Consider the following 12,416-nt stretch of genomic DNA (forward strand, 5'->3'; position numbering starts at 1 on the left):
CGTTTTGCTGTTAGCGTCATCATTTCTATCCTTGTTATTACTTTAACGTCTTTTTCAGCAAATCTGATGCCAATTATGATAGCCGTATTTTCAAAGAGTTAGAGACGTGTCGGTCAGTCAACCTAATAATGGTTGGTAAAAATGACTAACTAATAGGAGTTTTCGCCAGTGATTCAAGGAATTCATCACGTCGCTTTGATTGCCAGCGATATTGTCGTGTCAAAGCGTTTTTATCATGAGGTGCTGGGGTTTGAAATTCTGGCGGAGAATTACCGTGAAGCGCGGAATTCCTGGAAAGTTGATTTGCAACTTCCTGATGGCAGGCAACTGGAGCTGTTTTCTTTTCCGGAAAGTCCTTCACGTCCTTCGTTCCCTGAAGCTCAAGGGCTGCGCCACCTTGCTTTTTCCACGCAAAACATTGATGAAGCTACCGCCTATCTGGAATCGCAGGGTGTTCAATGCGAGCCTGTGCGTGTCGACCCATACACTCAAGCCCGTTTTACCTTCTTTCAGGATCCTGATGGTTTGCCATTGGAACTCTATGAAGTGCCTCACTAACGAGAGCTTCCGTAAGTTAAACTTAAGTTGTTTCTAAAATAAGACGAAATTTTATCGTTCTCGTCCGTACTATATCTCAGGGTCTGTTGATCTTTGGTGGTTGAATTTTGTTCTAGCCCTAAGCGTTTTAGGTGCCACAAACTGCATCAAAAACCATCACCAAAGGTCAACAGCTCCTATTGATTCACTCAGGTTGAGTGAATCTCATTGAGTATTTATGTGAGAGAGAAGTAGGGCGATGAGTGAAGTACGCCGTTGGCAAAGATACAAGTGCCAATCTAGGGTGAAAGGAACCCTGTATTGGGCACATAAAATTTTCCCGAAGGTGAGTATTCAAATTACGGATATCTCTGAACGGGGTATGGGTTTTACTTCAGAGTGGAAGCTGGAAGAGGGCATTGGTGAGCTGAAAATCAACTCCATGCCGAAACTCCGTGTCGAAATCAAGCATAAAGGGGAGGTAAAGATTGGTGGTCGTGTACGTTATCGCTATGGACTCGCCCTACGCCGCAAACTTCATGCAGTCCAACTCTCTCAAATCAAACGCGCCGCCTGAGCACAAACGTTGACGGAGAAATGTCACAAGTGCTCAGCGGTAAATCCTTCCACCCACCCGAACGGTTTCCGGAATGGTACTGACCGGAGAGCCTCTTAAATATAGATCCCCGCCAACGCTTAAATCAGGTGGCAGCGACTTCACGCGCGTGTTGCTTAGGTAAAGATTTCCTTTCACGTTTAATCGTCTTGGCAAGGCAGCGATTGGTGTACCGCTCAAGCTGAGATCGCCGTTTACTTTAAATCCTTGTGGCAAAACAGCGACTTTTGAGTTGGTGAGGTTGATGTATCCGCCTACATCAATTTTAGGGAATCGGGTCAGCCTTGTATTGGAAGCGTTGACATAACCTTTCACGGTTAAGCCGTCGGGCAAACGTTCGATCTGACTACCTTCGATGTCTAGAAATCCTTCCACATCGAAAGGCTCGGGTAATTCCGTCAAGGGCGAATTGTTTAATCGAACGTTACCATAGTTATCAATGTATCCATGAAGTTTCAATGTATCGACAAAATGTGGCTTTTTCTTGCCCATAGCTTGGACAGTCTGGCCTGACAGGATCAACAGAAATGTCAGTAATACGACTGAAATCCCGAAACGCGGGTGAGCTGTTGATTTATTGGTCATCTTCTCTCGCAGGCATAAAGGTAATAACCACTTAATTATACGCCATAAATCAAATGCTTTGATGGATGTTAATTAAATATTCCAATTGGAATTAATCGTAAACGTCGATTTACCAAAGATAATTAATAAATAATTTTTCAATCATCGAGACAAATAACATTATTAATATTGTTGTTAATTGATGTTTTGATATTGGACTCAAGATCTCATTTTTTCTTTCAAGCTCTTAATTTCTGGCTGTAAGCTGCCGAAAACGTGAATAAGTTCCCAGCGCAAACGATTGGTAATGAGTGATCCAATGGATGAAATTTGATATTGCATTCGCAGGGTGAATGTTAATGGCTGGTAAAAATCGATTTTATTTATGGGAGATGTTGATTTAGGTTTTCTAGACACTACAATACCCGGCAAATTATCGCTGTTTTAGCATATTTACTCGCTCTGAATTTTCATCGCGACAATGGGCAACAATGTCGTTGGCCTTCTTTCAGTGAATTAAATGAAGCAAAAATTAAACAACCAATCTTTCTTACATTGGCTCAATCCGTATCGGTTTGAGGCGGTGACGCGATCGCTCAGAGCAATGCGAGACGGGATGTTGTGGCTTGTCCCTTGTTTAATAGTGTCAAGCATCCTGGGATTTGTGGCGAGCATGCTCGAATTCCTTCATGTGGATGCACCCATTTTTATACACGAACTGAACCTACTGAGACTGTCACTGACCTCCCTTTATCCATACCTTTTTGCTGCATCTATTAGCATGATGCTTGCGATTCAGTGGCGTTTACCCCGACCGCCGATTGCGGTGTTATGCATCTCTTACGTTGCAGTGGCGGAAAAAGTGCTGGGCTATGAGTATCAAGCCAGCTCAATTCTGTTGACCTTTGTTGGCTTAACCCTGCCAATTTATGCTGTTCCTTTGCTCTCCAAACTGAAAAAGCAAAGATGGGCGCGAATTGTCGAAAACGAAGTCGCTGGTAAGTTAGTCAAAGACTCCATGAACCTCATCATTCCGGGTGTTATCACCACTGGTGTGGTTGTCTTGCTGACAAAGCTACTCACTCTGACCAGCTTGTATTTTGATTCAGCGGCTTTCCTTAAGGCGTTTGACCCAGTCAATGACCCATATAGCGTCGGTGCGCTCTTCTCTACCTTGAATTCCTTGTTGTGGTTTTTGGGTATTCATGGCTACTACGCGCTAACGCCATTGGTTCAACCTTTGATTGATGTACTGGATATCAACCGCGTGCTTTACAGTGCTGGGGCCATGCCTTCAAACGTGATGAATATTTCGACCCTGTCATCGTTTGTTTTCATTGGTGGCTCTGGGGCGACATTGGGGCTTGCGCTGGCGATATTGGCGTTTTCCAAAGACAAAGTGATGCGTGTGATTGCGATTTCAAGCATTCCTTTGGGTTTCTTTAATATCAATGAAATTCTGATGTTTGGTTTGCCAATCATTTTTAACCTGCGTCTTTTCATTCCGTTTTTGATCGCACCATTGGTCAATATGGGTATTGCATTAACTGTGATGTCGATGGGGCTGGTGGCTATTCCTGTGGTGATGGCACCAATCACAAGCCCGTTGATTCTGAATGCGTTTATCTCAACAGGTGGCGATTACAACGCAGTGATATTGCAAGTGGGGCTGGTGATGGTCAGTACACTGATCTATTTACCCTTTGTTCGTATGTTGGATGCGCACGCCAAAACCCGTGATTTGTACATTCCTTCGCTGGATACCACTTTCACCCGCCGTGAAGAAGAAGCGTATGTGTTAGCGGTAGATCCGGTGACGGAATCGCTCCATAAAGTGCGTGAAATTCAAGGCGTGCAAATGCAGTTGGAAGCGTTCGCTACCCGCGAGTTCTATCTGGAATATCAACCGCAGGTTTCTAGCCACACTGGTCAGGTGACGGCAGTAGAAGCGCTGATCCGTTTACGCGATAGCATGGGGAATGTTGAAGCGCCGGGTCAATTCCTTTCGGTGTTTGAGAAAGCGAACCTGATGACAGATATCGACCTCTGGGTTGTTCGACAGTCTGTGGAACAGAGCAAGCTCTGGATGGATCAGACTTTCTATATGCCAATCAGCGTGAACATTACCAGTCATACCCTGACAAATAAAGACGCAATGGAAGAGATTCTCTCGCTCATCGCGCAGGTGCCGGGACTGATTCATTTTGAGATTACTGAAGATTCGCTGATTGATAAACCAGCGATGGTAGAACAGGCCATTTCGCGTCTTCATATGGCGGGTTCTGCTGTACATATCGATGACTTCGGGACGGGTTATAGTTCATTGAGTTATCTCAACCGCTTCGATATTGATGCGATGAAAATCGACCGCAGTTTTGTGTTGGCGCTTAGCAGCGAACGGGGCAAACAGGTGTTCTATAGCCTGACTGGAATCGCCAAACAGCTAGGCATGAACATTATTGTGGAAGGGGTGGAAACCCAAGAGCAGCTTGATATTGTTTCGCGCGAAGCAGATGTGGTGATTCAGGGCTGGTATTACAGCAAGGCAGTTTCTGCTTCAGAGGTGCGGAACTATGCTCTGCAACGCCAGGCGATCAGTAAAGTGCCGGTGGCACGCACCAATCGAGAAATTGCTTAACCAATCCAAAGAGAAATGAGAGAGCGCCGGTCGCTCTCTTATTTTTTGTGGGCAAGTGCCTCATCCAAGGCTTCCAACAAACGCTCCCCAGGCTTCCCTACTAACTCTACATAACGACTTCTAACAGGCTCAGCGAGTTTCTTAAATGCGTTTTGTTGACTTCGGTTGAGAGTGATAAAGGTCATACTGGGTTTGAATGCTTTAATGGTGGCCAGTTGCTTTTTGTTCAGGGCTTGCTGCTTTTCGAGTATGTAATCGCTCAAGCCCTGAAACGTCTCCCGAAGCAATGTTTTGTGCTCAGGCGAGAGTGATAAATACCATGCTTGATTGGCAATCACTGAGGTGGTGAACTTTTGCTTGCCCGGCCAAATCATGTATTCCGTCACTTCGTAAAACTTCATTTCTTCTATCGAGAAAACCGGATTGGTCTGCCCATCCACAATATTGGCTTGTAGCGCGCCATAAACCTGAGAATAAGGGAGTGGCACGGCATCTGCGCCATAAAGTTGAAAGGATTCAATCACCAACGGGGAATTCATCACTCGCATTCGGAATTGCTTGAAATCGCTGGGTTTGACCACTTCTTGATTGGTTGACCACACCATATCGCCTTCAAGATAGAGGGTCATCAAGCGCAGATCTTGATCGATAAGTGCATTCCCAAGCACTTCATAAAGAGTGGGATTGCTGGCGATAACGGATTGATTCAGCTCGTCGTCATGCGAATAAATGTAGGGAATATTGAAAACCTGCATTTCAGGCACCAGGCTGCCGATGATACCCACGGAGGCATGGGTAAGCTGAAGTGTGCCGAGTGTGGTCAACGCGGTGAGATCTTCTGATTCACCCAAGGTGCCATAAGAGTAAATATCGACGACCACCTCACCACCGGACTTTTCTTCGATGATGCGTTTAAATTCTTTGGCGTAAATGTCTTGTACTGACCCTTCAATTTCTTCCAGCCCAAAACGCCACACCACCCGTTCTTCCTCACTCGACGCCTGAACGGATAAAGAAAGGGAAAAGGTGAGTGTCACCATAAACAGTCTCAGCAGATAGCGCATTTTCACCTCTTTACTTCCATGTCTTGAATGATTTTCCTCTAATTAATTGTTAATGCAAATGCATGTGTTTCATCAGTTTAGTCCTTGAGATTCTGGGAGAAAAAGTGATGCCTTGGGAACTTCCTCAATGAAATAAAAAAGTTGCGGACTGTGTTTGTGCAATGGGCACCAATGTGAGCGTAAAAAGCCGTATTGTCATGGAGTTAGCTGGCTGATTCACCCATGATGGAAATGGGATAATTCTCGATAAGAATAAAGTCGAAAGATCCCAAACCACGCCACGAAGTCTTTTTGCGGTAGTCCCGTGAGCGGGACAGAAAATGGTGGTGACTTATTATCGAATAAGGAAATTCATCATGCACAAACCAATGATGCTCTCGGCCATTGCGCTGAGTGTAGCAACAGCCCTGCCAGCTTGGGCAGTTGACTGTACTTCATTACCAACTTGGGAAAACACTGCCATATACAATGGCGGCGATCAGGTGGCATATACTGGCGAGGCTTACAAAGCCAAATGGTGGACGACAGGCAAGAACCCGGCTGAAAACTCTGGTCCATGGCAAGAGTGGGAAGCGCTGGGGCAATGTTCTACCGGTGGAAACCAGCCTCCCGTCATCGACCTGACTTCTCCTTTAAATAACTCCAACTTTGTTACTGGCGATGTGATTACTCTTGCAGCGACGGCCTCCGACAGTGATGGCTCGGTGTCGGATGTTGAATTCTTCATCGGCGCAAACAGCGTAGGTATTGTTACTGCACCTCCTTTCTCTTTGGAGTGGGTTGCAGAACAGGGACAGGCGATTGTTCGTGCTGTGGTCACAGACAATGAGGGCGCAAAGTCCGAGCAAAGCGTGAGTATCTCGGTTGAGGACCCTGTCTTTGGTATCCCGCCTACCGCACAGCTGACTAATCCGACTGCGAGTTCGCAATTAAAAGCTGGTGAAACAGTTGCTCTGACAGCAACTGCAGAAGACTCCGATGGTGCAGTCACGCTTGTAGAATTCTATGTCGACAACAAACTTGTCGGTTCAGATGACGTTGCTCCGTTTGAAACCCCTTGGCTTGCTACGGAAGGCAACCACAGTTTCAATGCTAAAGCGACTGACAACGATGGCTTGCAGGCTTGGGCAGGTGAAGTCTCTGTTAAAGTTGCCGGCAATACCGTTGGTGGTGGTTGTGCTGGCGTTCCGACTTACAGCGCTGGCACCAGCTATGCAGTTGGCGATATTGTTCAAAACGCGAACTACAAATACCAATGTGACGTAGCGGGATGGTGTTCATCGGATGCGGCGTGGGCATATGAGCCAAATACCGGCGCTCACTGGCAAGACGCTTGGACTGAACTGGGTATCTGCGCCATTGTTCCTACCGTGACTTTCACTTCTCCGTCGGATAATGCAACTCTGCTTGCAGGTGAGATGGTTTCCCTTGCTGTTGATGCCGTTGATTCTGATGGCAGCGTAACCGGCGTTGAGTTCTTCGTAGCTGGCCAAAGCGTTGCCGTTGATAATGCTGCGCCTTATGCCGTTGATTGGGCGGTAACAGGTTTAGGCGAAGTGAGCATCAGCGCCGTTGCCACTGATAACGAGGGTAATACAGGCGATGCCGGCATTCTGGTTAATGTGAGTGACCAGCCATTGGTAGCGAGCCTGACCTCCCCAGCAGCAGGCAGTTCTGTCGGCTTAGGTAAAGCTGTGTTGCTCGAAGCAGAAGCGAGTGCCCTCAACGGTACTGTGGCGAAAGTTGATTTCGTGGTTGATGGTGCCATCGTCGCATCTGATTCAACGGCGCCTTACAGTGCAAGCTGGACACCAGGTGCAGTAGGTAGTTACGCGGTTTCTGCGCTAGCAACTGATAGCAATGGCCTGACTGCGTCAACCGCAGCTGTTACGCTGAAAGTGTTCGAGCAATCGGCGAAAAAACATCAGCTGATTGGTTACTGGCACAACTTTGTGAACGGTGCTGGCTGTCCACTGAATCTGAGCGAAATGTCGGATGCGTGGGATATCATTGATATCGCCTTCGCAGAGAACGATCGCAACAGTGACGGGACTGTCCACTTTAATCTGTATAACGGTGACATTCGCAGCACTTGTCCTCCGCTTGATCCTATGAAGTTCAAGCAAGACATGGCTGCGTTGCAGGCGAAAGGAAAAATTTTCGTTCTGTCACTCGGTGGTGCGGAAGGGACGATCACGCTGAATACTGATGCGGATGAAGCTAACTTCGTTTCGAGCCTGACAGCGATTGTGAAAGAGTGGGGCTTTGATGGTCTGGATATCGATCTGGAAAGTGGCTCTAACCTTGTTCATGGTTCGGAAATTCAGGCGCGTTTACCACGTGCATTGAAGCAGATTGAAACCAACATGGGTGGTGACATGTACCTGACGATGGCACCTGAACATCCATATGTTCATGGCGGTATGGTGGCGTACAGCGGTATTTGGGGCGCTTACATTCCATTGATTGATGAACTGCGCGATACCTTGGACCTGCTGCATGTTCAGCTATACAACAATGGTGGTCTGCCGAATCCGTATCTTTCAGGCGCTGCACCGGAAGGTTCAGTAGACATGATGGTTGCTCAATCCAAAATGCTGATTGAAGGTTTTGAATTGGCAAACGGGACCACGTTTGCGCCACTTCGCGATGACCAAGTCGCTATCGGCTTACCATCAGGTCCAAGCTCGGCGAACTCTGGCCAGGCACCTACTCAGAACATCTTGGATGCTCTGGATTGCGTGACCAAAGGTACTGCGTGTGGAACAGTGAAACCTGCTTTCAACTACCCGAACTTTGGTGGTGTCATGACCTGGTCAATCAACTGGGACAAACATGACGGCTTCAATTTCTCTGGCCCCGTCGGCGATAAGTTAAGTGCCATGAATGCAGGGCAATAACCTCAATGCGAGAAGCGGGACGTAATGTCCCGCTTTTTTTCCTATTCATCAATTTTGAAACAACAGCTATCCATCTTAATTCATAGACTTGCATAATCTTCTTAAAGTAGTACCCAGATATGCACGTTCAAACACCAAACAAAACGCTTCGCGGACTTTCTTTCCTGTTCTCGCGACTACCCTCAGCGGAAAAGTGGCTTCACTTTACGACCATAAGCTGGGTGATATTTCAACTGCTCACCTCAGCCGGAATGCATGTCAGCAAAGATGCGACCGTTTATCACCTCACCCTGATTGACCATATTCATATGTATGGCGGGATAGGGCTGTTACTTTTCTCTATGGTTTTTTTCGTAACCGTGGTTAACCGGCGTCCAATCACAGACATGTATCCCTGGCTGTTTGGTAACTTTACAGTCATTAAAGCTGACTTGCTTATTCTAAGAACTGGCCGCTTGCCAGAACCAAAACCTGCTGGGTTGGCTGCGATGGTTGAGGGACTAGGCTTGCTGGCACTGATGTTGGCGACCGTTACAGGCACTCTTTGGGCCATCGCGATGTTAATGGAAAATCCACTCAGCCCAGATTTTTTAGCCATTCATAAAACCGCCGTTGGCGCGATTGAAGCCTATATCTGGGGGCACGGCCTGTTTGCTTTGTTGCATCTCATCATCTGGTGGCGACGTTAGGGCCTATAACGACATAGGTCACGCTTGTCTCATAAATGCGATCAATGTTGTCGTTACTGTCTATAATTTCGACAGGCTTATATGATGAGGCATGCTAGATGAATACATGGAGAGAACAAGAAGTTGCCGAATTTTATGTTGAAGTATCTTCCAAGAGAACAGTAGGTGATGTCGGCGCTGAGTATGAAAGAACAGGCAGCGGTAAAGATTGGCAGCAGTGTATGAGATTGTCATTTGAAGGGTTTAATAATTCCCGCATTTTGTCGTTAGACGATATTTGGCGCGACCTGATTGAGAACAAGAAAACCACGTTTACCGGTGAGGTTTTAGCGCTGGAAACCATCGTGAAATTTGGTGACACGATGCAGTTGGAAACGCCGTACAAAGTCCAAATTAAAGTCACTCATTAATCTGGTGGTAATGTCACCGGATGAGTATGAATCTTTAGTGACGAGGTTATCTAGACAAGTCGAGCAACCTATCTAGATAACCCCTCCAGCCCCTGCATACAAACGCTTCCACGCAATTTATACCTCTGTCTCACCTCTTCAATCGTCAACTTCCCTGACACCATTTCGTTATAAAAACGACACAAACAGACCACACGATAGGGACACCACATAACGAGGTTCCCTGAAACATGGATAGCATTATCGAAGTGAATGGTCTGACGAAAACGTTTGGAAAAAACAAAGCGCTTGACCAGATCAACCTCAAGATCCAACACAAAGAAATGACCGCACTTCTTGGACCTTCTGGTTCAGGAAAGTCAACGCTACTTCGCCATCTGAGCGGCTTGGTCTTCTCTGATAAAACGCAAGACGGACAGATCCAGGTGCTTGGTAAAACCGTTCAGAGTCAGGGCCGAGCTTCAGGTCAGGTTCGCAACTGTCGCGCGCAAGCTGGTTATATCTTCCAGCAGTTCAATTTAGTGAACCGTCTGTCAGTGATGACCAACGTGCTGATTGGGGCGCTCAACTACACGCCGTTCTGGCGCACGCTTACCGGTAACTTCACCAAGCAGCAGAAAGCAGAAGCGATGGCAGCATTGGAACGTGTTGGTATGCAAGATTTCGCTCATCAGCGTGTTTCTACGCTGTCGGGTGGACAGCAACAACGTGTGGCTATTGCCCGCGCACTCATGCAAAAAGCCCGGATCATTTTCGCCGACGAGCCTATTGCCTCTTTGGACCCTGAATCTTCCCGCATCGTGATGGAGCTGCTTAGCGACATCAACCAGCGTGAGGGTATCCCTGTGATCGTTACTCTTCATCAGGTCGATCACGCCCTCAAATACTGCCAGCACGTTGTCGCACTGCGAGACGGAAAAATCTTCTATCAAGGAGAAAGCGCGGCAATCGACAAACACGCCCTTGCTGAACTTTATGGCAGTAAATCAGAAATGACATTGGACGTCGGTATGGAAGAACAACCGGCTTCTGTGGAAAAAGCACCACTTTCTCTCATCAGTTAAACCGTTAACACACAAAGGACGATGACGATGTTACGAGCACTACGCACATTCACCTGTGGACTTGGCATGTTGGCTGCAGCCGTCGCTGCACCTGCGTCTGCAGAGGAAAAAATGGACACCCTGAACTTCGGTATTATTTCTACGGAATCCCAGCAAAACCTTAAATCAGTGTGGGACCCGTTCCTAGACGACATGAGCAAGAAACTGGGTATGGAAGTGAAAGCCTACTTTGCTCCTGACTACGCGGGCATCATTCAGGGCATGCGTTTCGACAAAGTTGACGTTGCATGGTTTGGTAACAAATCAGCGATGGAAGCGGTCGACCGTTCTGGCGGTGAAATCTTCGCGCAAACTGTCGACTCAGAGGGTAACCCAGGCTACTGGAGCCTTTTGGTGGTTCATAAAGACAGCCCAATCAACAGCGTTGAAGACATGATTGCAAACCGCAGCAAGCTGGCTTTTGGTAACGGTGATCCTAACTCTACCTCTGGCTTCTTGGTGCCTTCTTACTATGTGTTCGCGAAGAACAACATCCAGCCAAGCGACTTCAAACGAACGCTCAACTCAAGCCACGAAGTGAACCTGTTCGCGGTTGCTAACAAGCAAGTGGATGTGGCGACCAACAACACCGAAAACATGCGTCGTTTCGAGCGCACCAATCCTGAAAAATTCAAAAATATTAAAGTGATTTGGCAATCGCCACTCATCCCTTCTGACCCAATCGTATGGCGTAAGAACCTGCCAGATAACGTGAAGGAAGACATCTACAGCTTTTTCATGAACTACGGCACAACCGGCGATGCGCAGGAAGTGGCAATTCTGAAAGGCCTGGACTGGGCACCGTTCAAACCATCTAGCGACCTGCAACTGTTGCCTATTCGTCAACTGGCGCTTTACAAGCAGCTTAATGGCCTGAGCAACCAAGACAAGCTTTCTGATGAGCAAGTCGCAGAGCTGGCAAGCATCAAAAGTTCTCTGGCTGCCCTGAACCGCCAAATGAGTGCTTTGGAAGCGATGGAGTAAGTACCTGATGAGCCGGAGTTCTCTCCGGCTTTTCTTTTTAACTCGGTTATTTGTAGCTTGATGGAATTTTAGAATGAGCAGTAATACCGCCGTTTTAACCGCGCCACAAACCTCTCACTGGAAACGCTTTGTCGGCATGTTGATTGTGGCTCTCGTGCTTGCCTGGTCATGGCAAGGTTCTGAGATGAATCCAGCGCAACTCATTAAAGATGCTGGAAACATGGCAGAGCTGGGGTCTGATTTCTTCCCACCGGATTTCACGCATTGGAAGCTCTATGTCGATGAAACCCTGATCACCATCCAAATCGCTATTTGGGGCACCGTGCTTTCTGTCCTTCTTTCGATTCCTTTCGGACTACTTTGCGCAGAAAACATTGTGCCTTGGTGGGTTTATCAGCCAATGCGCCGTTTGATGGATGCCGCGCGTGCCATCAACGAAATGGTTTTTGCGATGTTGTTTGTTGTCGCTGTCGGTCTGGGACCTTTCGCAGGTGTATTAGCACTGTTTGTTCACACTACGGGCGTACTCGCCAAGCTGTTTTCTGAAGCGGTCGAAGCAATCGATATCGGGCCTGTCGAAGGGGTTCGGGCGACCGGAGCCAACAAGATTGAAGAAGTGATGTACGGGGTGTTACCTCAAGTATTGCCGCTTTGGATTTCGTTCACTTTGTACCGTTTCGAATCGAACGTCCGCTCAGCCACCGTGGTCGGCATGGTTGGTGCGGGTGGCATTGGTGTGTTGCTCTGGGAAGCGATTCGCGGATTTCAGTTCCAACAGACCGCCGCCATCATGTTGATAGTCATTGTGACCGTCAGTCTTATCGACTTCGCGTCCCAGTACATCCGCAAGATGTTTATTTAACAGCCAGATTTTTATTTCACCCAACTTGTCTAGATAACCCATAAGCGCA

The 12,416-nt window shown here is 47.4% G+C and carries 11 protein-coding genes; 9 read left to right on the forward strand and 2 right to left on the reverse strand.

What is annotated here, in order from left to right; translation table 11 throughout:
• The first annotated feature begins 168 nt into the window (after nt 1-168).
• Complete coding sequence (locus tag RN22_RS11805; RefSeq protein ID WP_046304432.1) at nt 169-558, forward strand: VOC family protein; 390 nt, start codon at nt 169-171, stop codon at nt 556-558.
• Nucleotides 559-796: 238 nt separating this feature from the next.
• Nucleotides 797-1,114 (forward strand): PilZ domain-containing protein, encoded by a 318-nt coding sequence (locus RN22_RS11810; protein ID WP_039849570.1) that lies wholly within the window; start codon nt 797-799, stop codon nt 1,112-1,114.
• 33 nt (nt 1,115-1,147) lie between these two features.
• Here the strand turns inward: RN22_RS11810 and RN22_RS11815 are convergent, their stop codons facing one another.
• The gene (locus RN22_RS11815) at nt 1,148-1,738 is read right to left on the reverse strand and encodes a hypothetical protein (RefSeq protein ID WP_052737530.1); all 591 of its coding nucleotides are present in this window, start codon (nt 1,736-1,738) and stop codon (nt 1,148-1,150) included.
• Between the two features lie 499 nt (nt 1,739-2,237).
• Between RN22_RS11815 and RN22_RS11820 the strand changes: the two genes are divergently transcribed.
• Complete coding sequence (locus tag RN22_RS11820) at nt 2,238-4,355, forward strand: PTS sugar transporter subunit IIC/EAL domain-containing protein (protein ID WP_046304433.1); 2,118 nt, start codon at nt 2,238-2,240, stop codon at nt 4,353-4,355.
• Nucleotides 4,356-4,393: 38 nt separating this feature from the next.
• On the opposite strand, the gene dctP is transcribed toward RN22_RS11820, so the two are convergent.
• Nucleotides 4,394-5,425 carry a TRAP transporter substrate-binding protein DctP gene (dctP, locus tag RN22_RS11825; protein ID WP_046304434.1) on the reverse strand — a complete coding sequence of 344 codons (1,032 nt, stop codon included), beginning with the start codon at nt 5,423-5,425 and terminating at the stop codon, nt 4,394-4,396.
• Between the two features lie 350 nt (nt 5,426-5,775).
• Between dctP and RN22_RS11830 the strand changes: the two genes are divergently transcribed.
• The 6 genes from RN22_RS11830 to phnE all read left to right on the forward strand — a co-directional run bounded on the left by RN22_RS11830 (nt 5,776) and on the right by phnE (nt 12,367).
• Nucleotides 5,776-8,319 carry an Ig-like domain-containing protein gene (locus tag RN22_RS11830; RefSeq protein WP_046304435.1) on the forward strand — a complete coding sequence of 848 codons (2,544 nt, stop codon included), beginning with the start codon at nt 5,776-5,778 and terminating at the stop codon, nt 8,317-8,319.
• 119 nt (nt 8,320-8,438) lie between these two features.
• The gene (locus RN22_RS11835) at nt 8,439-9,008 is read left to right on the forward strand and encodes a hypothetical protein (RefSeq protein ID WP_046304436.1); all 570 of its coding nucleotides are present in this window, start codon (nt 8,439-8,441) and stop codon (nt 9,006-9,008) included.
• Nucleotides 9,009-9,106: 98 nt separating this feature from the next.
• A complete protein-coding gene (locus RN22_RS11840) occupies nt 9,107-9,418 on the forward strand; it encodes a hypothetical protein (protein WP_046304437.1) in 312 nt (103 codons plus the stop codon).
• A 230-nt stretch (nt 9,419-9,648) separates the two neighbouring features.
• Nucleotides 9,649-10,482, forward strand: coding sequence for a phosphonate ABC transporter ATP-binding protein (phnC, locus tag RN22_RS11845; RefSeq protein ID WP_002536192.1), 834 nt, complete (start codon nt 9,649-9,651; stop codon nt 10,480-10,482).
• Between the two features lie 27 nt (nt 10,483-10,509).
• The gene (phnD, locus tag RN22_RS11850) at nt 10,510-11,505 is read left to right on the forward strand and encodes a phosphonate ABC transporter substrate-binding protein (RefSeq protein ID WP_046304438.1); all 996 of its coding nucleotides are present in this window, start codon (nt 10,510-10,512) and stop codon (nt 11,503-11,505) included.
• A 73-nt stretch (nt 11,506-11,578) separates the two neighbouring features.
• Nucleotides 11,579-12,367 (forward strand): phosphonate ABC transporter, permease protein PhnE, encoded by a 789-nt coding sequence (gene phnE, locus RN22_RS11855; RefSeq protein ID WP_002536190.1) that lies wholly within the window; start codon nt 11,579-11,581, stop codon nt 12,365-12,367.
• Nucleotides 12,368-12,416 lie beyond the last annotated feature (49 nt).

This window comes from Grimontia sp. AD028, from assembly GCF_000973155.1.
Lineage (GTDB): Bacteria > Pseudomonadota > Gammaproteobacteria > Enterobacterales > Vibrionaceae > Enterovibrio > Enterovibrio indicus.